The organism is Gilliamella sp. M0320, assembly GCF_016101635.1.
Taxonomy (GTDB): domain Bacteria; phylum Pseudomonadota; class Gammaproteobacteria; order Enterobacterales; family Orbaceae; genus Gilliamella; species Gilliamella apis.
Genome location: NZ_JACFQD010000002.1, coordinates 46,806 through 68,075 on the forward strand (window position 1 = coordinate 46,806; position 21,270 = coordinate 68,075).

The window sequence follows — 21,270 nt, forward strand, 5'->3', positions numbered from 1 at the left end:
AAAAAATTGAGGAGAGGGGTTTTTTAGGTTATAAAACTCATAATTATATAAAAAACACCGTTAATTAATCTTATCGATTTAATTAGCGGTGCTGATTTATTGGTCTAAAGCTATAAATGTAAACTATCGATTATACTTAATTAGCTGCTTTTAAATAGTGAGCAATTTGTGCAATATCATTTGGAGTTGTTTGACAGCAGCCACCAATCAATTTTGCTCCTAACTTGATCCAAACTGGCAATTGATTATCAAAGGTACAATTATGTTGATGATCTTTGTGCCATTGTTTAGTGGTTGGATCATATTGCTCGCCCGAATTAGGATAAACAATTAAGGGTTTCGCTGTTAGTGCTTGTAATTTGGTTAATGCCAGAGAGACCTTTTCTAAAGCAATGCAATTAATACCGATACTAACTACCTGATCAATCTGATTTAGATAATCAATCACTTCGACAAGTGGAGTTCCATCACTAAGGTGATTTGCATCTTTTAACGTTAACGAAAACCATGCTGTCATTGTGGGATAATGTTGTAGCAATTTAGCTAACGCTGTTATTTCAACAAAGTTGGGTAGGGTTTCACAAGCTAAAATATCAACTTTTGCCTCAATGAGTGCTTGCATTCTGGCCTGATGAAAATCGATAAATTCATTTTCACTGAGTTGATAATTGCCAGTATATTCTGAACCGTCTGCCAAATAGGCTCCATAGGGCCCTACCGAACCAGCGATAACTAATAACTTATCTGACTTAATTTGATCTAGATATTGTTGTTTGGCTTGTTGAGCTAATGTTACACTTTGTTTAATCAAATTTATTGATTCGGCAAGTGATATCCCTTTTTGGGCAAAACCTAATGGTGTCGCTTGATAACTAGCGGTAATAGCACAATCTGCCCCTGCGTTAAAATAATCAAAATGAACTTGTCTAATAAGATCGGGTTGTTCAATTAATACTTTAGCTGACCATAAGCTATCATTAAGATCACAACCACGGCGCTGTAGCTCACTTGCTAAAGCACCGTCAATAATTACGTAGTTATTTTGGTTTAATAACTGCGATATAGGATTTTCTTTTGACATTATCGATTTTCTCGTTGTTGATAAGCTCGGGTAATATGATAGGCGATATAGCAAACCACTACAAATGGAATACCACAATAAAGAGCAATCCGTTGTTCAGGATCGAAAGCCAGTCCAATACAAGCAATTAAACATAATATAAACCCTAAAATAGGCACTAATGGATAAAGAGGTGCTTTATATTTTAGAGATTGTATTTCAGAGGTAGATAATTGTTTTCTAAAAAAGTAATGTGAGGCACAAATACTTAACCAAACAGCAACGACGGCAAATCCTGAAATTGCCGTTAAGCCTACAAACACAGTATCTGGTGCAATAACGCTGGAAAACAGTGCTAATAAACCACCAATCATACTAACCGCAATAGCAGTAGTTGGGATACCTTTTGGATTTAATTTACCAAAGCATTTTGGTAATGTACCCTGATTAGATAGCGACCACAACATACGACCAGAAGCATATAATCCAGAGTTAGCTGCGGATAAAATGGCAGTTAAGATAACAAAATTCATAATGTCAGCAGCATAAGGTATACCGATACTTTCAAATACTTCGACAAATGGACTTTTAATAACTCCTGCTTGTTCCATTGGTAGCAGGGCAGCTAACACAAAAATGGTACCAACAAAAAAGATAATCAATCGTAGAATAGTGGTTTTAATCGCTAAGGGAATGGTTCTTTCTGGTTGATGGGTTTCGCCAGCGGCTATACCGATAAGTTCTGTTCCTGAAAATGCGAAGTTCACTGATACCATGGTCATAACAATCGGAATAATACCATTAGGAAACCAGCCATGTTCAGTAATATTATGCAAAAATGGCGCAGGTAAGTTATTTTTCATTGGAATAAAACCAAAGATAGCCGCACTACCAGCGATGATAAATACAATAATGGTAATCACTTTAATAATGGAAAACCAAAATTCACTTTCAGCAAAAAATTGTGCGGTAATAATATTTAACAAGAAAATGACTACACAAAAAACTAAGCACCAAATCCAAACTGATACTTGAGGTAACCAGTATTGCATACATAAACCGGCCGCAGTAAAACTTGATCCTAATGCTACAGTCCAGGTTAACCAATAGAGCCAAGCAACCGTATAGCCCGTTGCAGGACTAATAAATTTTGATGCATAAGTATGAAATGCGCCCGTTTCAGGCATCGCGACAGCCAGCTCACCCAAGCAAAGCATAACTAAATAGACAACAATTGCACCAATTAAATAAGCAATAATTGCACCGATAGCACCAGCAGTAGCAATGATATAACCAGTATTAAAAAATAATCCAGTTCCTATAACACCACCTAGTGATAACATGATTAAGTGGCGAGTCTTCATTGATCGTTTAAATTGATTTTCAGGCACGGCAGAAGAGTTTTTGTTCATATAAGTTTTGGCTCATTAAATTGTGTTTTAAATGGTATTCCGCCTGATGATAGGCGGAATTTTTTAGATTAGAAGTTTAAATTGTTAAGAAATTCTTGTTTGCTAATTTTATTGCCATTGATAGTTACTTGATCTTTTGATTTTGAGTAATCAAGTTCGCTAAATATACCAGAGGTATTACCTTTTTTAAAGGTGACTAATGGCGAAGTACTCAGTGCCATTTGTGTCATTAATTGTAAATTATTGTTTGTTTTTTGCAGCTGATTGTCGGTTATTTGTTCTGACTCAGGAGCTTCTATTTGTGACATAAATCTTGCCATTACAGCAAATGGTGCTTCAAGATTTATTGAAAGTTGGTTAATTTTGTCAATGTCTCTATCATAAATTGTCATTTGGTTAAGGTTAGCAATATCAACTAATGCACTAAAGTTGAAATCACCAGAAGCATTGTGCCAATGAAATTTTTTAATGTCTATTTTAGTATTGGTGATGTTTGAGTTATTAGCTGAATCTAATAACCAAGATATTTGCGTATAATCGTCTAAAAATGATTTATCTAACCCTTGAACATTAAGTTCAAGAGTACCATTTCCCATTTGTTGCTTGCCGTAATTAAAGGCATCAATTGCAATATCCATATTACCTTCAAGGCCAGTTGTTTTATTGGCAAGTTTATAGTCCATTACAAAATTTTTAAGCACAATTGTTGGTTTGTTGGTATTAGTCTTTAAATTAATAAATAAATCATCAACTCTATTTTGTGCTTCGAAGAAATAATTTTGATAATCAATTTTATTAATAACTTTTAAATTTTTTAGTTGAATCTCATCACCATCGTGTCTTTTATAATTTAAATTATCAATAAATATTGAAAAAGAAGGTTTTTCATTGTCTAGGTTGCTAGACACCTCATAATTTATTTGGCCTAGTTCAAGCTTACCTTCAAGAAATTGGAAAATAAGATCTTCATCACTCAAAACAAGCGGTTGGGTGGTCATATTAAAGGTTAGATTATTAGAATAAGACAAATTGATATGCCCATTTACAAATGACCGGTTACCAGCAAGTTTCCATAAAATTGGGTTAGATTTTTCTGTACCTTGATACTCAAGCCACGCCATTTGTGGCGAAAAAGTACCTTGTTTTAAGGCTGCTAGTGGGAATGGGCCATGATGAATAATGATATCATCGTCGTATAGTGTAATAGGATCGAATGCATCATCTGGCTGAGCTATAATTTTTATATGTGTTTTAGTTGAAAAAATACCTTTTTCATCATTAGAATGGGTGATTTGTACTTCAACATCATTCTGTAAATTATTAACTTGTTTTGTTATGTTTTTTAATGTGTTATCTAACTCAGCTTCAATTACATTGCCTGTATGCCAAGCTATACCAACATAACCAAGGCCTAATATTGCAATAACGCCAATTGCCAGTGTACTTTTCTTCATGTTTACTCTCTTACCTTCTATTTTCTTTAAATTATTTATAAAATATATTTCATTAAAATATGATTTAGTTAAATTATGACTAAGCTAGTTTAAAATAGACTAAGCATATCATCTTTGTTAAAAATATCACCATTAACGTTAGCTTGGCCACTGTTGTTAGGGATATCAATATTAGTAAATATTCCTTGTTCGTCACCTTTATTATATTTGAATAGTGGTGAATTATTTAATATCTGTTGGTATAGATTTTTAACGATTTGTTTCGATTCGTTAAGTTGTTGTTCAGTTAGTTCATTATTTTCAGGATGATGAAATTGAGCATAGCTACGAGCTAAGACTTTAAGTGGTGCATCAATATTTAATTTAAAACTATTGATTCTATTTAAATTGTCATCGTCTAACATGGTGTTATCAAAATTGTTGATAGTCGTTATGCCACTAATATTGATATCACCATCAAGATTGTGCCAATTTAGTTGTTTAAGTTCAATTTTACTGTGAATAGATTGATTATCTATAGCATCTCCATTTATGAATCCATCACCAAACAGTGCTTTATCTATACCTTGATAATCTATATCTATATTTGCATTACCTAAGTTCTGTTGTCCATATAAGATTGAGTCAACACTGCAAGTGAACGAGCCATTAAGAACGCGAGTATCACTTAAATCGATTTTTTGCTTAATAGATAGTTTGTCTAATTTAGTAGAGGGTAGTTGTTCATCTGATTCAGCCATTAAGCTGAATTTATCAAGATTAGTATTTAAAGTTATATTTTGATTAACGTAATCAATAATCCCATTTGCTTTTAAATTTTCAATTAAAAAGGTATTGTTATCAGGTTTGTCATAGTCATATTCATAATTGAAGTAAATATCTTTTAAATTAGTTTTTAAAGAATCTAAATTCAAATTATAACGAATCATATTTGACTGTTTTTCGCCATCAAGATCAATGTGAAGCTTATCTAATGTAATATATTGAACTGATTTTTTAGTGTGAAATCTATCTAAATTTAGTGTTATCGAAGGGATAGCCGAATCAATATTACTAATAAATGTGAAATTACCATTGCCTAATTCGGATTCGAATTTAATATGATTATCTGTTTCTCTATGATGAATTATTTTCCTGCTGAAAAGTTTTATAATTATATTATTACTATAATCTAAACTAATATAACCAGTAATAAAGGGGCGATTACCATTAGTCTTCCATAATAATGGATTAGATTCTTCGCTAGTTTCATATTCCACCCAAGCCATTTGCGGTGAAAATATGCCTTGTTTTAAGGCTGCGATTGGTAATGGACCATGATGGATTGTGAAATCTTTATCAGCTAGCGTTAAAACATCAGCAAAACTGCCATCTTTGGAAGATAGGGTCATATTAATATGAGTTTTGGTTGAAAATAGCTGTTTTTCATCATTAGAATGGCTGATGTTGATTTTAAACACATTTTGACTATTGTTAAATTGCTCAGCAACTTGCGTTAATGATTTATCAAGATTGCTTTCAATTAGGTTTCCTGTATGCCAGGCAATACCGACATAACTTAAACCTAATATAGCGATAACGCCAACAGCCAGTGTCGTCTTTTTCATTTTTACTCTTTATATTCTGTTATATTTTTAGCTATTTTTCTTGATGCTCGGCAAAATCAGCTAATAAATTTTTAATATAATCAATGCGATCAACTCGCTGTAAATCAGATTTAAGCAATTTTAATCGATTTGTTCCTTCTAGGCGATAATTTTTTGGCGATTTTTGAATCGTTTCGATTAAATAATCTATCGCAATTTTGTTGTTAGAGCCAAATTCTATAAAGCCGCCTTTTTCACCATATTCGATTTTTGTAATGCCCAATTTACTTGCTTGATAGCGGATTTTAGTCGTTTCTAATAAAAATAGCACTGGATCGGGTAATTGACCAAAACGGTCTCGCATTTCAACTTGTATATCGGTAAGTTCATCTAGGTTTTCAATACTCGCAATTCGTTTATATAGTGATAATCTGGTATTAACGTCAGGAATAAAATCATCTGGAATCAGCGTTGGTAACCGTAATTCAACTTCAGTTTGTTGATTATTAAGTAGTGATTCGAGGGTAGGCTCTTTGCCTTCTTTAAGTGATTTAACCGCATCATCAAGTAATTCAATGTATAAATTAAAACCTATTGTTTCAATTTGACCACTTTGATCACTACCAAGTAACTCACCGGCACCTCGTATTTCAAGATCATGGGTGGCTAAGGCAAATCCAGCACCTAAATCTTCTAAACTAGCAATAGCGTCAAGGCGTTTTTTAGCATCTTTAGTTAATAATTTTGGATGTGGTGTCAATAAATAAGCATAGGCTTGATGATACGAACGCCCAACTCGACCTCGCAATTGATGTAATTGTGCAAGACCAAATTTATCAGCACGATCGATAATAATCGTATTGGCATTAGGAATATCGATTCCTGTTTCGACAATAGTTGTACATACTAATAAATTGAATCGTTGGTGATGAAAATCATTCATAACTCGCTCAAGATCACGTTCATGCATCTGACCATGGCCTATAGCAACACGAGCTTCAGGTACCAATTCCGTTAGTTTTTCTGCCACTTTTTCAATATCCGAGACATCATTGTGTAGATAATAAATCTGACCACCACGGAGAATTTCCCGTAGAATTGCTTCACGAATGACTAAATCATCAGATTCTCGAACAAAGGTTTTTACAGCTAATCGACGCGCAGGTGGTGTGGCAATAATTGATAGATCACGCATACCACTCATTGCCATATTTAGGGTACGTGGGATTGGAGTGGCGGTCAAAGTAAGTATGTCGATATTGGCGCGCATTGCTTTGATTCGTTCTTTTTGACGAACACCAAAGCGATGTTCTTCATCAACAATCAATAAGCCTAAATCTTGCCATTTTACATCTTCTTGTAATAATTTATGGGTACCGATGACAATATCGATTTTACCTTCAGCAAGTTCTTGAATAATGGCTTGCTGCTGTTTAGCAGTTTTAAAGCGAGACAAACTTTCGATACGGATTGGCCAATTGGCAAATCTATCACAAAAACTCTCATAATGTTGCTGAGCCAGTAATGTGGTCGGAACTAATACGGCGGTCTGTTTATGGTTTATCACTGCTAAAAATGCGGCACGAATAGCCACTTCGGTTTTACCAAAACCAACATCACCACAGACTAATCGATCCATTGCGTAAGGTGAACACATATCACCAATAACTGCGCCAATGGCATTTTGTTGATCGTCGGTTTCTTGATATGGAAAAGCTTGGCAAAACAGCTCATATTGTTCACGATCTTGTTTAAATTCAAAGCCAGGCTTGCTTTCTCGTTCAGCATAAATATCAAGTAATTCAGCGGCAACATCTCGTACTTTTTCGGCAGCCTTTTGTCGTGCCTTACTCCATGTATCCGTTCCTAATTTATTTAGTGGAGCATTATCTTCATCGCCACCTGAATAACGGCTAATTAAATTTAGTGATGAAACCGGTACATAGAGTTTAGTTTCATTCGCATAGAGCAAGATAAGATACTCGGCTGTTATACCACCGGTCTCTAATGTTGTTAAACCAGCATAACGACCTACACCATGTTCTAAATGTACCACTGGTTTGCCAGGGGTTAATTCGGCTAAGCTACGAATTAAACTATCGGTATTGATCGCCTGTTTGCTCTCTTTTTTTCGCCGAATAACCCTACGACCTAATAATTCATTTTCAGTGATAAAAGCGAAATTTTGTTGTTGATTGATAAAACCTTGTTCACTGGCACCGATCATTAAAAAATAGCGATTTTCGGTATTGGCTAATTCATCAAGCTGAGAGATAGTTGTCGGGTGTATTCGTATTCTGCCTAAGATCTCTTGTAAGGCATCTTTACGGCCTTCCGATTCAACTGAAAAAATGATTTTACCATGGAAATCTTGAGTAAATTGCTGAAAATGTAAATAAGGTTGTTTTTGCTGAATTTGGATCGCAATCTCTGGCAATAAACTAAAAGGTAAATTAATACTTCTGTTCGATTCACTAATTTCAGTATGTGATATTGTGATTCGAGGGTATTGTTTAAAATGAGCAAAGATTTCATCGGTTTTTGTCCAAATTATCGTTGGTGTTAACAGTGGTCGCATTGGATCGACTTTGCGACTCTCATAACGTTGCGTAATATCTTGCCAATATTTATTAGCAAATTGTTCAATATTGGCTGTGTTAATGATCAACGTATTCGATAAAAAGTAAGAAAATAGTGGCGTGAGTGGTTCGTTAAAAAATAGTGCCTGCCAATATTCGATACCTGTAGGTAAAATATTTTTACTGACTTGTTGATAGATACTTTCAGGATCGAGTCTTACTTCAAATTGCTCTCGCCATTGACTACGAAATAATTCGATGGATGTTTTATCAAAAGGAAACTCATGGGCTGGAAGAAGTTGAATTTCATTAATTTCATCGAGTGTTCTCTGACTTTCAACATCAAAAGTGCGAATACTATCTATTTCGTCATCAAAAAAGTCGATACGATATGGTTTCTCACTGCCCATTGGGTAGATATCAAATAGCGCACCGCGAGTAGCATATTCACCATGCTCCATAACTTGACTGACTGAACGATAACCGGCATTTTCAAGTTGTAATCGCAGATTCTCACGACTTATGGCTAAGCCTTTCTTCATCATAAATACATGCCCACCTAAGTAGTTTTGTGGACATACTTTTTGCATAAGAGTATTAATTGGTAGGATTAAGGCACCCTTAGTTAAATGACCAAGTTGATAAAGACAAGATAGCCGCTCGGAAACAATATCTTGATGCGGTGAAAAACTATCATAAGGTAGTGTTTCCCAATCGGGGAAAAAAATCGATGGAAAAGTTGAAAATTGTTTCAACTCTTCATGAAGCCGAGTTGTTTGTTGCATGTCATCTGTAACAATCACTACTAAACCATTGTGTGCAGCAATAGCCTGTGCACAAAATTGAGATAGGGAAGAACCTACAAGTTGACCGACTTGTTTTACTTCACCTGATTTTTTAGGAATAATGTTAGAAATATTGTATGTTTTTGACATGTTAGAATAATAGATAATTGCGACAAAGTTAGCCTAAGATTATAACGTAATTATATGGTTGTTTTCTATAACTGTTTAATCCTGTATGATAAGCAGTTAAAATTTAACTGGTTAAACTTAATTGAAAACTTTAGGTACTTTATAACTATTATGTCAAAAATATTTCGTCCATTAGTATTTTATATAGGTTTACGCTATGTATACGGGCAAAAAACCGATGGGTTTGGTCGCTTTGTTTCTTGGCTATCTATGATTGGCATCATGCTCGGTTCTATCGGTTTGATTGTGGTTTTGTCGGTAATGAATGGATTGGAAGATCAGATGCAAAATAGTATCTTGAAGTTTTTTCCTCAAGCGCAAATTACTTCAAAAACCGGAAGAATCGATACAACAGTCATTGATTCTAAACAATTTGAAAATATCCCAGGCGTTGAACGAATTACGCCAATAATTACCGGTGATGTGGTACTACAAAGTCAACAAAGTATTACGGTTAGTACCTTAATGGGTATCACCGCAGAGGATCATGATCCAATAGAAAATTATGTTTATACAGGTTCAATCGATTCATTACAAGCGGGTAGCTATAATGTGATACTGGGACAGACATTGGCTAATCAACTTGGTGTATTGGTTGGTGACAAAATTCGCTTAATGGTTACTGATGCTAGCCAGATAACACCAGTTGGACGCATTCCTTCACAACGTTTGTTTACTATAAGTGGTTTATTTTCGGTCAATCATGATATTAACCAAGCGTTAATCTATATCAATCAATCTGATGCCAAAAATTTATTACGCTATCCAGCGAATAATATTAGTGGCTGGCGATTATTTTTAACACATCCACTGGAAATCGCATCTGTAACTAACCGTTCGTTACCCGATGATTTAGTTTTTACTGACTGGCGAGCTAAACGTGGTGAATTGTTTCAAGCAATCAAGATGGAAAAAAATGTAATGGGCTTATTGATTAGTTTGATTGTAATTGTGGCAGCTTTTAACATTATTACTTCATTAAGTTTGTTGGTTATGGAAAAACAAGGAGAAGTGGCGATTTTAAAAACGCAAGGCTTGTCACGTTTTAAAATTATGCTGATTTTTATTATTCAAGGTGCTAGTTCTGGTGTCATTGGTACTTTACTTGGTAGTGCTATAGGACTGTTACTGGCTTCATATCTTAATGAATTGATGTCAGTGCTTGGATTATCCTTTGCTGGTATTGAATTACCTAGTTTGGTTGAGCCTTCACAGATAGTATTTATTATTTTCGGATTACTTATGTTATCACTAATTTCAACACTTTATCCTGCCTACCGTGCAGCCAATATTCAACCAGCGGAGGCTTTACGTTATGAATAATTTACAGCCACTTCTTTCGGCTAAAAATCTTTATAAAACCTATAAAGAAGGCAAAATGGTCACTGAAGTACTAAAAAATGTTTCATTTGATATTTATCCGCAATCATTACTCGCTATTATTGGTAGCTCAGGATCTGGAAAAAGTACATTATTGCATTTATTGGGTGGATTAGACAAACCAACTTCAGGTGAAATTATATTTAAATCACAACAACTTAATCGGTTATCAGAACAAGAAAAAGCACATTTACGTAATCAAGAAATTGGTTTCGTATATCAGTTTCATCATCTTCTTCCTGACTTTACCGCATTGGAAAATGTGGCGATGCCGTTATTAATTGCCGGTACTTCACCAAATGAGGCTAAAAAACGCGCTATGGCAATGTTAGAGTCGGTGAATTTAGTTAAACGAGCTAATCACCGCCCAGCAGAATTATCTGGAGGTGAACGTCAACGAGTGGCAATAGGCAGGGCATTGATAAATAATCCGGCGTTAGTGATGGCCGATGAACCTACTGGTAACTTAGATAAATCAACCGCTGATGCCATTTTTGATCTGTTAATCAAACTTAACCGTGAACACGGCACGGCGTTTTTAGTCGTAACTCATGATTTAGTTTTAGCGAACAAACTTGATCAGCAGTTGATTATGAGTGATGGCCAGTTATCTGCCAGTAATTCTGTTAATTAAGGGTGAATGGATAATTAAACATGAATTTATCATTAATTACAGCCATTAAATTTCGTAAAGGTCGCCGTAAAAGTGGCATGGTTTCGTTGATATCAATTATTTCAACTTTGAGCATTGCTATCGGTATTGCCGCATTGATTATTGGTTTAAGCGCCATGAATGGTTTTGAACGAGAACTTAACGATCGGGTGTTATCGGTAGTACCACATGGGCAAATTTATTCACAATATGGCAATTTAGATAATTGGCAACAGGTACAAACCGAGTTACAAGAAAATAAAAATATATTATCGGTGACGCCTTACGTTAGCTTTACCGGATTGATTGAAAATGGAAGTAAGCTTGGTGCCGTTGAAGTACAAGGACTTGATCCTGAACAGGAACAGAAAATTAGTTCTTTACCTAGCTATGTCCTTAATAATAAATGGCAAGATTTTAAAGCTGATAGCCAACAAATCATTTTAGGGGCCGGATTGGCTAAATCGTTAGCGGTTTATGAAGGTCAGTGGGTTACCTTACTTATTCCTGTATCAAACAATCCTGAGCAACTTAAGCCTCCTCGTCGTGTTCGTTTGCAAGTACACGGTATTTTAGATCTAAGTGGTACGTTAAGTAACAATGTTGCATTATTACCATTAGCTGATTCACAAAAGTTACTCGCCATTGGTGACAGTGTCACGGGTTTAATGCTTAATGTTGATAATGTCTATCAAGCTAGTGCTATTATTGGCCATGCAATATTGAATCTGGAAGAAGATCTTAGTTTTAACAGTTGGGAACATACCTTTGGCTTCATGTATCGTGATATTCAAATGATTAGACAAATTATGTATTTAGCGATGATTGTGGTTATTGGTGTGGCTTGTTTTAATATTGTGTCGACGCTGGTTATTGCGGTAAAAGATAAACAACGTGATATTGCTATTTTAAAAACACTCGGGGCGACTAATCGTCTAATAAAACGCATTTTTATTTGGTATGGTGTGCTTTCTGGATTAATTGGTAGTGTGATTGGTGTATTGCTTGGATCTATTTTGGCATGGCAACTTTCCAATATTATGGCAGCGGTTGAATCAATAATGGGGCACAAATTTTTAAACAGCAATATCTATTTTGTTGATTTTTTACCATCAGAAATTCATCTTTTGGATGTCATCTTGGTATTTATTACGGCTATGTTACTAAGTTTGATTGCCAGTTATTATCCAGCGCAAAGAGCTTGTAAAATCGATCCGGCCAGAGTGTTAAGTAGTTATTAATTTACAATTAAACAGAATATAAACAAGGCGCAATATCTGATTTGCGCCTTATTTTTAATAATATTGATAGCCACTTATCAATTGATAATGCTGATAGCCCCAATATAAAAGTAAAGATGAAACTATTAATATCGTGATAATTAATATTGTGCAGATCTGTTTTCGATTGCGGAATTTTTCTAAACAAACACTAATTAATCCGCCTAAAATAAGCCCTGTGATTGCTCCACCAATATGCGCCATATTATCAATAGAAGGTAGCAACCCTAAACCAAAGGTCAGTAATAAACTGACTACGATTGATTTGATTGGCATCTCTTGTAAGTCAGTACGATTAATTAAGCTATAAGCAAGTAATGCGGTAATAATCCCTAAAATTGCACCTGATGCGCCACAACTAATGACATTATAATTAATAGTGGCAACATCACTGGCTAAACTACCAAATAATCCTGATAATAGATAAATGCCAATAAAGGCTAATGGTGGTATCAAGCGTTCTAGAATAGTGCCAATACTCCACAATGCTAGCATATTCATGGCAAGATGGGTTAAGCTAACATGCATGAAAATATTAGTAAATAAGCGCCAATATTGCCCAGAAAAAGTTAATTGAGCAATATCAGCACCCCAATCAATCAGGAATCTATTCTGACTGAATGTTGAGAATCCCCGCTCATCAAGTAGTCGAGAAATAAAAAAACAGGCAATATTAATCAGTATTAAAATACTGGTAATTTTCGCTTGATTATAGAGCGGTTGAACATTTTTTAAGATAGACATATGCTAAGGTTTCCGTTGAAAAAATCACATTAAATTAGATGGTTAGTTTAATCAAATCGTTTACCTAAAATAACTAAATCACGTTTGATACCATCAAGTTCAGCAATTTTAGGCAGTAATGCCCATTGTTGATAATGCATTTTTTCGAATAATTTAATACTTGGAATATTATGGCCAAAAACATAGCTCAATATAGCATCAATACCCGCTTGTTTGGCAAAAGCTTCAATCTGTGCCACCGTGGTTTGGCCAATTTTCTTACCTCGGAAATCTTGATGAAGATATAGACTGATTTCAACTGTTTTATCATAAGCTGGACGACCATAAAAAGATGACAAACTGACCCAGCCACAAGGTTGATTTTGATATTTGATTAACCAAAGCGGACGTTTTTGCGGATTATGTTGCTCAAACCAAGCATAGCGACTTTCGACTGAAACAGGTTGTAAGTCGGCGGTAATTTGACGGCTAGCAATGGTTGAATTATAAACATCAACAATAAAAGGTAAATCATCTAAAGTGGCATTAACATAAGTAATCATAGGAATAAAAGAGTTATGGTTAATTGTGCTTCATTGTAATGGCTTTGCTATTAGCAAGCAATATTTGTTAAAGTTGCTTTAATCGTAAGTAATTATAAAATCGGAACAATAACTCACTCAAAAAAGCTGTTTCGCAACATTTTTATTATTGCTTAATATATTGCTTAACAAATGTTTACATAAAAAAATATTACATATCATCAATTTTAGATTAATATTCTATGTGCATTTTTTGTGATTTTAGTTTGATGGATTACTAAACTAACAAATGTAATGTTTAATACTTATCTTATTGTTTTATTGTAAATTAAATGTAAATTTCAGCAAGGATTACTGAAAATATGCTAAAATGTATACTTAATCGGGCATCGGGCATCGGGCATCGGGCATCGGGCATCGGGCATCGGGCATCGGGCATCGGGCATCGGGCATCGGGCATCGGGCATCTAACTTATTATCCTATTCTTTCCAGCATTTTTTAAAATTCAAGTTACTTATTATTTTCTTATATCCAACAATAGTACCTTGTACTTATGGCTTAAGCAGTTTCACTATCAATGTTATACAGGGAAATAGTCCCAAGGTGGTTAATAAACAAATAGTGGCAGATAAGTACGGTTTTACTGTAAATAACGTATTTTATAGTGAAACAACAGGTAATATAAAAGAAGAAGAAATTAAAGAATTTGATGGTGATTTAACGTTCGCTCAATTTGTCGTAAAAAAATTTGATTATCAAGAATTAGACAATCAAATTAATTATCAAGATATAGATGGTGATGGTATCGATCCTTTCCAACCATTTTTAATAACTACAACTGTTTGGCAATGGTTTGATGCTAATGGTAATAAAATAATGCCTAGAGATAATCAGATAATTGGCTGTGGTAGTGGTTATTCAATGCCATTAATGTTAGAGATCAGCAATCAAATACAGACTTTTTCACAATATGGTATTCCAAGACATAGTGATTTGGTAACAATAAAAAAAGTATACAAAATCACTGCAATATCAAAGTTATGCTATGCAAAACCTTATGCTATAGAAAAAAATCCAGAGCATCAATGGTTAAGCTTTGACCTATCTTCTAATTTTCTTAGATGGAATGACCCTAATTATACGGTTAGAACTTTAGCTGGTGGTGGATATAATTCAGATTATGTGCCTAATTGGGGATTTAAAACTGAGCCTACTTTATCTGGCGGTAAAAAATTTCCTACAACGGGGTTTGATGGTGCCAAATTTCAGTTAGTACTAACAGGTGCAGCGAGTGATTATACTTTTACAATTCCAAATAACCCAGGAGGAAAAGTTGAAGTCGATGAGAAAGGTTATGTCACTTTAAATGGTAAACCCAGTGGAAATGTAACTGTCCGTGCAACATTAAAGAGAGATTCAACTATAAAACATGATTATACCTTTAATCCTACTAGTGTATGGGCAAAACCAATTAAAGGATTTTGGAGTCATTGGATGGATGCTATCAATATATGTACAGAAGATAGAATGCTTTCTTATAAAGAATTAACAAATGCACCTGAATACAAACTTAGTGGAAGTTTTAAAATCGTCAATGGTTATACACGAGCAATTGGTGAGGGGCTTTTGCCTGAATGGGGGTATACCGTTCAGCAATCTTATCCGAACTCTAATTGGGAGGATGATAGAGATAGATATTGGACTAAAGATCGTTATTATGGCAGTGATTATGGACAGCATGTCGATGTGAGTATCTCGACAGGATTAGTTGGAGTAGATGCTGAAGATGTCAATGCTCCTAATTTTCTAGTTTGCAAGTAGAAGCCAAAAATAAGATGGAATCAATGCTTTTTATTATGGTGATTTTGCTTAATTAGTCACTTCTTTTGATGGCTATAACTTTATAATTATAAAAAGTATTGAATAAATCATTAAGACTAAAGTATGAAAAAGAAAGTCACCAAGTCACCGGCGTGATAGCGCGTTAAGCGTTATCACGCCGAGGAATTTACGAACAAAAAATGAACATTAGCATTAAAGAGAAATTAAAAGTTAGTCAAAGACAAGGTTTTTTAAGCCTAATTGATGAAGGTTCTTTTTTACGAATCTATAATCAATCGGCTTTTATTGTTACCCAAATATTGCAACATAATTTTAAAATATCAGCATATACAATTGGAAAATTCCAACAATATCATTTTGTTTATTGTGCCTTTCCAAAACGGAATTTACATTTTCATTTTGAAAATATTCGCAAAACTGCTTGGGGGTATGAATTAGCTGGTGAATATGACTTAGCTGATTACGATAACTGGTTTAAGCAATTTTTTGTTCAAACTAACAAAAAATTAAATAAAAATATCACTGCTCAACAATCAGATTCACATTTAGCTTCTGCATATTTATTTTCAAATGAGCGAAGCGTAGAAATTGAAGGAAAGCATATCTATTTAAATCCCAAACAAGTCATGTTTTTAAGTAATTGGCAACGTGGTTATGATAACAATATTGTTATCGAAAACTTTATTGAAAGTTTACAACGTAAATTACGGTAAACACCAATATATTAAAAAATGAAAATTTTGAGGAGAGGGGGTTTTTGCGATCCTAATAAAGCCATTCTATACTTTAACCACGCTTAAAATAATTTATTATCGCCTGATTAACTGCGGTGATTTTTAAATCTTTACGCCAAATCAGATAAATATTTATTTTTAATCTTTTATCTTGATTTGAGATCAATTTTTTATAGGTAACTCCATCAACTTTAGCTTGTGCCATTGATTGTGGTAGAAGCATCATCGCCTTACCTAATGCAACCTCTAGTAGCATAGATAAATTATCAGCAAGTTCGGCTCGACGAGATAGTGGATGCTCAAGTTTATTGAACACTTGTTCACATTGATCGTAAAAAAAAGGATTAAGCTGCTGTTTAAACCAAAACAGCGGCAAATCAGTTACATCATTTAGATTTACTTTGTTTTGTTGACTACATGGATGACTTGCAGGTAATACTAATGTTACTGGTTCTTGATAAATGAGTAATGAGTTTTCGCTAAAATCTCTAGTTGGATAATCAGAGACAATTGCAAAATCGATATTGCCTTTTTGTAATTCAAGCAGTAGTTCTTTTGATGTGTAGTTATGTTTATATATTTTAGTTTCATCTCTAAACTCTGACAAAAATAATTTGAAATAAGGAATATAGTCAAATGATAGAGTTTTTGTTGTCCCTATCGTGACTTTTTCAAGAGTATTTGTTTTAGTTGATTTAGTGATAGTGCAAAGATCATTTAATAATTGGGTTACTTTTGATTTTAATATTTCCCCTTCTTTGGTTAATACAACATTGTGTGAATTTCTTAAAAAAAGTGTGTTTTGTAAAGTATCTTCCAAATTTTTAATTTGTGTTGAAAGAGGTGGTTGACTAATACCAAGTTTTTCAGCTGCACCAGTAAAACTGAGTTCTTCACAAACAGCAATAAAATATTGTAATTGCTTAATTGTTGGTAATCTTTTGCTATAGATATCCATAAATTTTATTATCCTTAATAAACTATTTTACTGGCTTGCAAATGGTTGTGTAATTTATCTATTTCAATTCAGACTATTATTATGAATGAGAACTTTATTTTTTGCATTTGTTTATGTGATTTTTCTGCAATACGAATTTCGTATAACAAAATATGTATTTCTCTATTCTTATTTTGTTAGCTAACCTTTCTTAACTTTAATCAATTCTTAATTAGTATTTCGTTTATGGATTCAATATCTAAAGAAGAACCTGTACAAATAAAATCCAGTATAGTGCTGTCAGCATTATTAATCATACTGTTAGTTGGATCGGTTTATATAAGCCAACTTATCTTTCAAGAGATTTCTCAAACTTATCATATCGATATTTTAGCCGCCAGAAATGTATTTAGTTTATCTTGCTTTTTTTATGCTATTTCGTTTTTTATTTATGGTCCTCTATCAGATAAAGTTTCAACCAAATTGTTAGTTTTGCTTGGCAGTATTGGAACTATTTGTTGTTTATTATTATCAGTGATTATTGATTATTTTGATTTGTATTTGGTCATTATGTCATTGATCGGCTTTTTTGCCGCAGCGGTTCCGGCAGCATTGTTTGCATATACAGCTAAAAACACGCCTAATCATAAGTTACCGCAAGCAATGGGTATTATGATTTCAGCATCAATTGTCGGTATTATTTTTAGTCGAAGTGTGATCGCAATGTTGACTGATTTTTGGTCTTGGCAAGTTGCCTTCGCCATATATGCCGGTTTGATAACCATAGTATGTCTTTTTGTTCCTTTTACTATAAAACAATCGAGTCATCAATCTTCAACCACTAGTGTGCTTGGTACTTATTTAGCGGCAATTAAATTACTGTTTGATAAAACTGTGATTATATTTTTATCTGTCGGTTTTCTACTCTTTTTTGTTTACCTAGGATTATCTTCATTACTCACATTTTATCTAAAAAGTGCACCTTTCTCTTTATCTGCAACAGTTTTGGGCTGGCTTAATTTTGCCGGTCTCAGCGCGGTTATTGGTACCATAATTACCAGTAAATTATTGCAGGTTTTAAATGAACGCTATCTTTTAATTATTTATTTGCTAGCTGTATGTGCATCGGTTGTGACTATTGGCTATAGCTCAAGTTTATTTATTATTGGCTTAGGTATTTTTAGTTTGTTTTTATTTGTATTTGGTCTTCAGCCATTAGTTATTGCTATGCTTAACAAAATTGTGCCAATTAACTCGCGCGGTGCAATTTCATCTTTATATTTACTTTCTTGTTTGGCCGGAGGCAGTATTGGTACTTATTTATTAGGCATCGTTTATCAAAATATGGCTTGGAATGGCGTGATAGTTATTTGTGTTGTGTTGGCAATAGTTAATCTAATTTTAGCGTTAGTTGGCATTCAACTTATCAAAAGTAATCATAGGAAATAAAATTGTAGGTATTTATTAATAAGGAGACTCATCATGATGAAAAGATTATTGCATTTTTCACTATTTATTTTTTGTTGTTTTTATGGAGCATTCTGTATGGCTGATTTAACCAAGATTTCTTCGACCTTTAGTGCACCAACAGGTATTGCGTTTGATTCTAAGGGATTAATGTATGTAACTAATTGGTCAGGGAATTCAGTTTCGAGAGTCAAATCAAATGGAGAGACAGAGACTTTTTATTCAGGTATATCTTCACCAGCAGGTATCGTTATTGATGGAGAAGATAATGTTTATGTTTCATCATATGGAGATGATTACATTGTAAAAATTGATAGTAATGGTAAATCAGAAAAAATATCTGATGGTTATCATACTCCTACCGGTATCGCTTTTTCTAATCAAGGTCAATTACTTATTACTAATCGTTCAACAGGTGAAATAGTTTCTCTTGATCTTAAAACCACGCAAAAAAGTATTATTGCGCGTGGATTAACAACACCAGTTGGTGTTACTCAATTAGCTGATAATAGTTTAGTTGTTTCACAATACAGTGGTCGTTTAACCATGATCAGCCCTAATGGTACTAAAACTGAGCTAGGTTCGGATTTTAATCGCCCCGGTGTTGGTATTGTTACAGTTGCACCAAATGTTGCCGCCGTTATTGATAATGGTGCTGGAATGGTTCGACAAATTGATGTAAAAACTAAAAAGGTCTCAACCTTAGTTGGCAATTTATCTGGAGTAGTAGCGTTAGCTTATCATAATGGTCGCTATTATATTGGTACTTGGGGTGACGGTACTGTATATGAGTTGAAAGATAAATAGAATTACATTAAGACTCTTAATAATTTTTATACATCATTAACTAACAATAAATATTTTGAGGGCATAGGATAGCATAAAATAATCGGGGAATATTTATATGCGATAAGTCAAAATAAAAGAGGTAATTTACATCCAATCATTATGTTCTATAATAATTATGTTTATCATTAGATGAATAATGTTAGGAATATCAATGAAACAACGAATAAAAAAACCTTATTATGCTTTCGATCCTAAACAATCGCATTTTTTGTTTGAGCGTACAATTAGGTTTGAATCACGAGAAGAGCTTTTTGCAAAAATTCCCCGAACAATTCGTCGTATGTATTTCCCTAAAAAGACAATAATTGTTTTCGTTGGTATGATTATAGCCTTTATCCTAGCTATTATAGTAACGTACATCATAAGTTTATCATCTCCTTCTTTGGCCCGCAAAATTGGTGAGTATTCGGTTCTAATTCCATTGATTGATATAGGGATTTTAATCTATCTTGTAAATTATTATTTCAATGTATATTTAGAAATACGTTTGACTAAGATACTTTATAAAAATGTTGAATGGCCGGTTGAATGTTATTGTGCTTATTTCGAAGAAGGTATTTATATAAAATCGATCGATATGGAAGGAATTTTTTATTGGGATGATTTTATGGCAATATGCTGTAGCGAGGATGTACTTGTCTTTCATTTTTGTCCAGCAGGTACCAAAAGTGGAAAATTTTTCAAGCAATATTATCCTCGATTAGATAATGTTTACATTTTTATTGATGGTGATACGCAAGTGAGGTCGTTAATAAGTGCTGTTAATGAATCTTATAAAGATTTAGTTGTATTTAAATAATTGAACCGAAGATTTAACTCTATTTTAGCAATTTTTTGACCAGTAATATTTAGCTTTGCTGGTCAAAAATAGTTAAATTTCACTAGAAAACAAACGTCTTATTCTTTAATACGATCACAAACATATTCTTCTTTAAATTTGCTAGTTGGTTTGTTGTTTTTATCGATGATTGTATATGTACCGTTTAGACTAAAACTATCTTTTGATAGGTATTTAATCTTTTGAGTTCTTTGTCTATCATATTCCGTATACTCAGGTCTTTTGTAAATATCCTCTAGATTAAAAGGCATTAAATCTTCTTTATATAAAGATAAACTTACAAAAAGCTTTCCATCTTTTTTGGTAAAAATGTATTTATTTTCCTCGAACTCTGGATCACCAAAATCTTGTAACTTACCATTCCTTGATTCTGCTTCTTGCGAGCTAACTTTGCAGTTCCACTCACCAAGTAACATCTCCTCAGTGACCTTTTGCCCATCACTATCGTTACCGCAACCATACAAAGCAAAACAAGCTATCCCAAATAAAGTAATTCTTTTCATGCCATCTCCTTTTTAGGCAATAGTAAGTTATTTAGGAATTCTGGGCAATAAAAAACCGCCAGAAGGTGGTTTGTTTGAATTTGAAGTTAATTCCTGTACACACAGGGAACGCAATAGCCCTATGTGTATAGGGAACACCGTTACGCCAAGCTCCGTTGAGCAACTTACACCGGTTTATCCCTATGTGTATAGGGAACACAAAAGGGCCTATTCCTGATGGGTATTGCGTCTCGGTTTATCCCTATGTGTATAGGGAACACGTCAGCAAGGTTCCGAACTAGGTTCAGTTTTACGGTTTATCCCTATGTGTATAGGGAACACAGTGGTTGCATCAGCAACATCAACACCGACTACGGTTTATCCCTATGTGTATAGGGAACACGGGATACTGGTTTAACATCATCAATAATTCGGCGGTTTATCCCTATGTGTATAGGGAACACGTGACGATACAAAT

At 33.9% G+C, this 21,270-nt stretch carries 17 protein-coding genes and 1 CRISPR repeat array (1 of these 18 cut by a window edge); of the genes, 8 read left to right on the forward strand and 9 right to left on the reverse strand.

Going from position 1 to position 21,270, the window contains the following annotated elements:
• Nucleotides 1-136: 136 nt before the first annotated feature.
• The 5 genes from mmuM to mfd form a co-directional block, all read right to left on the reverse strand.
• Nucleotides 137-1,081: a homocysteine S-methyltransferase gene (gene mmuM / locus H3T83_RS02765; protein ID WP_086357251.1), complete on the reverse strand. Its 945-nt coding sequence runs from the start codon at nt 1,079-1,081 to the stop codon at nt 137-139.
• Nucleotides 1,081-2,472, reverse strand: a complete 1,392-nt coding sequence (gene mmuP, locus H3T83_RS02770) for an S-methylmethionine permease (RefSeq protein WP_198215036.1) — start codon at nt 2,470-2,472, stop codon at nt 1,081-1,083. Before mmuP ends, mmuM begins: the two co-directional genes overlap by 1 nt.
• Nucleotides 2,473-2,540: 68 nt before the next feature.
• Nucleotides 2,541-3,926 carry a YdgA family protein gene (locus H3T83_RS02775; RefSeq protein ID WP_198215037.1) on the reverse strand — a complete coding sequence of 462 codons (1,386 nt, stop codon included), beginning with the start codon at nt 3,924-3,926 and terminating at the stop codon, nt 2,541-2,543.
• Nucleotides 3,927-4,015: 89 nt separating this feature from the next.
• Nucleotides 4,016-5,533: a DUF945 family protein gene (locus tag H3T83_RS02780; protein WP_198215038.1), complete on the reverse strand. Its 1,518-nt coding sequence runs from the start codon at nt 5,531-5,533 to the stop codon at nt 4,016-4,018.
• Nucleotides 5,534-5,564: 31 nt separating this feature from the next.
• Nucleotides 5,565-9,026, reverse strand: coding sequence for a transcription-repair coupling factor (gene mfd, locus H3T83_RS02785; RefSeq protein WP_198215039.1), 3,462 nt, complete (start codon nt 9,024-9,026; stop codon nt 5,565-5,567).
• A gap of 159 nt (nt 9,027-9,185) precedes the next feature.
• Between mfd and lolC the strand changes: the two genes are divergently transcribed.
• From lolC to lolE, 3 genes are read left to right on the forward strand one after another with little or no spacing between them, the layout of a single operon-like run.
• Nucleotides 9,186-10,388: a lipoprotein-releasing ABC transporter permease subunit LolC gene (gene lolC, locus H3T83_RS02790; protein ID WP_065651256.1), complete on the forward strand. Its 1,203-nt coding sequence runs from the start codon at nt 9,186-9,188 to the stop codon at nt 10,386-10,388.
• Entirely contained in the window at nt 10,381-11,079 is a 699-nt protein-coding gene (lolD, locus tag H3T83_RS02795) for a lipoprotein-releasing ABC transporter ATP-binding protein LolD (protein WP_034901967.1), read from the forward strand. Before lolC ends, lolD begins: the two co-directional genes overlap by 8 nt.
• 20 nt (nt 11,080-11,099) lie before the next feature.
• On the forward strand, nt 11,100-12,338 hold the full coding sequence (lolE, locus tag H3T83_RS02800) for a lipoprotein-releasing ABC transporter permease subunit LolE (protein WP_198215040.1): 1,239 nt from the start codon (nt 11,100-11,102) through the stop codon (nt 12,336-12,338).
• 54 nt (nt 12,339-12,392) lie between these two features.
• Here lolE and H3T83_RS02805 read toward each other — a convergent pair whose 3' ends face one another.
• A complete protein-coding gene (locus tag H3T83_RS02805) occupies nt 12,393-13,121 on the reverse strand; it encodes a rhomboid family intramembrane serine protease (protein ID WP_086360708.1) in 729 nt (242 codons plus the stop codon).
• Between the two features lie 47 nt (nt 13,122-13,168).
• Complete coding sequence (locus H3T83_RS02810) at nt 13,169-13,663, reverse strand: GNAT family N-acetyltransferase (protein WP_086320692.1); 495 nt, start codon at nt 13,661-13,663, stop codon at nt 13,169-13,171.
• 583 nt (nt 13,664-14,246) lie between these two features.
• Here H3T83_RS02810 and H3T83_RS02815 point away from each other — a divergent pair.
• The gene (locus tag H3T83_RS02815) at nt 14,247-15,464 is read left to right on the forward strand and encodes a hypothetical protein (RefSeq protein ID WP_198215041.1); all 1,218 of its coding nucleotides are present in this window, start codon (nt 14,247-14,249) and stop codon (nt 15,462-15,464) included.
• Between the two features lie 200 nt (nt 15,465-15,664).
• Nucleotides 15,665-16,198: a hypothetical protein gene (locus H3T83_RS02820; RefSeq protein WP_198215042.1), complete on the forward strand. Its 534-nt coding sequence runs from the start codon at nt 15,665-15,667 to the stop codon at nt 16,196-16,198.
• A 73-nt stretch (nt 16,199-16,271) separates the two neighbouring features.
• Here H3T83_RS02820 and H3T83_RS02825 read toward each other — a convergent pair whose 3' ends face one another.
• Nucleotides 16,272-17,177 carry a LysR family transcriptional regulator gene (locus H3T83_RS02825; protein ID WP_198215043.1) on the reverse strand — a complete coding sequence of 302 codons (906 nt, stop codon included), beginning with the start codon at nt 17,175-17,177 and terminating at the stop codon, nt 16,272-16,274.
• 225 nt (nt 17,178-17,402) lie between these two features.
• On the opposite strand from H3T83_RS02825, the gene H3T83_RS02830 reads away from it, so the two are divergent.
• From H3T83_RS02830 to H3T83_RS02840, 3 genes are all read left to right on the forward strand, one after another.
• A complete protein-coding gene (locus H3T83_RS02830; protein WP_198215044.1) occupies nt 17,403-18,605 on the forward strand; it encodes an MFS transporter in 1,203 nt (400 codons plus the stop codon).
• Between the two features lie 33 nt (nt 18,606-18,638).
• Entirely contained in the window at nt 18,639-19,430 is a 792-nt protein-coding gene (locus H3T83_RS02835) for a hypothetical protein (protein ID WP_198215045.1), read from the forward strand.
• A 193-nt stretch (nt 19,431-19,623) separates the two neighbouring features.
• Nucleotides 19,624-20,271, forward strand: coding sequence for a hypothetical protein (locus H3T83_RS02840; protein ID WP_198215046.1), 648 nt, complete (start codon nt 19,624-19,626; stop codon nt 20,269-20,271).
• A gap of 98 nt (nt 20,272-20,369) precedes the next feature.
• On the opposite strand, the gene H3T83_RS02845 is transcribed toward H3T83_RS02840, so the two are convergent.
• Complete coding sequence (locus H3T83_RS02845; RefSeq protein ID WP_034902637.1) at nt 20,370-20,813, reverse strand: hypothetical protein; 444 nt, start codon at nt 20,811-20,813, stop codon at nt 20,370-20,372.
• Between the two features lie 109 nt (nt 20,814-20,922).
• Nucleotides 20,923-21,270: direct repeats of the CRISPR family, unit length 29 nt; unit sequence CGGTTTATCCCTATGTGTATAGGGAACAC (it continues 169 nt past the right edge of the window).

Excerpts from the sequence above, each read along its gene's own strand:
- mmuM (WP_086357251.1), bottom strand. The coding sequence starts at position 1,081 with ATGTCAAAAGAAAATCCTATATCGCAGTTATTAAACCAAAATAACTAC.
- mmuP (WP_198215036.1), bottom strand. The coding sequence starts at position 2,472 with ATGAACAAAAACTCTTCTGCCGTGCCTGAAAATCAATTTAAACGATCA.
- H3T83_RS02775 (WP_198215037.1), bottom strand. The coding sequence starts at position 3,926 with ATGAAGAAAAGTACACTGGCAATTGGCGTTATTGCAATATTAGGCCTT.
- H3T83_RS02780 (WP_198215038.1), bottom strand. The coding sequence starts at position 5,533 with ATGAAAAAGACGACACTGGCTGTTGGCGTTATCGCTATATTAGGTTTA.
- mfd (WP_198215039.1), bottom strand. The coding sequence starts at position 9,026 with ATGTCAAAAACATACAATATTTCTAACATTATTCCTAAAAAATCAGGT.
- lolD (WP_034901967.1), top strand. The coding sequence starts at position 10,381 with ATGAATAATTTACAGCCACTTCTTTCGGCTAAAAATCTTTATAAAACC.
- lolE (WP_198215040.1), top strand. The coding sequence starts at position 11,100 with ATGAATTTATCATTAATTACAGCCATTAAATTTCGTAAAGGTCGCCGT.
- H3T83_RS02805 (WP_086360708.1), bottom strand. The coding sequence starts at position 13,121 with ATGTCTATCTTAAAAAATGTTCAACCGCTCTATAATCAAGCGAAAATT.
- H3T83_RS02810 (WP_086320692.1), bottom strand. The coding sequence starts at position 13,663 with ATGATTACTTATGTTAATGCCACTTTAGATGATTTACCTTTTATTGTT.
- H3T83_RS02820 (WP_198215042.1), top strand. The coding sequence starts at position 15,665 with ATGAACATTAGCATTAAAGAGAAATTAAAAGTTAGTCAAAGACAAGGT.
- H3T83_RS02825 (WP_198215043.1), bottom strand. The coding sequence starts at position 17,177 with ATGGATATCTATAGCAAAAGATTACCAACAATTAAGCAATTACAATAT.
- H3T83_RS02830 (WP_198215044.1), top strand. The coding sequence starts at position 17,403 with ATGGATTCAATATCTAAAGAAGAACCTGTACAAATAAAATCCAGTATA.
- H3T83_RS02835 (WP_198215045.1), top strand. The coding sequence starts at position 18,639 with ATGATGAAAAGATTATTGCATTTTTCACTATTTATTTTTTGTTGTTTT.
- H3T83_RS02840 (WP_198215046.1), top strand. The coding sequence starts at position 19,624 with ATGAAACAACGAATAAAAAAACCTTATTATGCTTTCGATCCTAAACAA.
- H3T83_RS02845 (WP_034902637.1), bottom strand. The coding sequence starts at position 20,813 with ATGAAAAGAATTACTTTATTTGGGATAGCTTGTTTTGCTTTGTATGGT.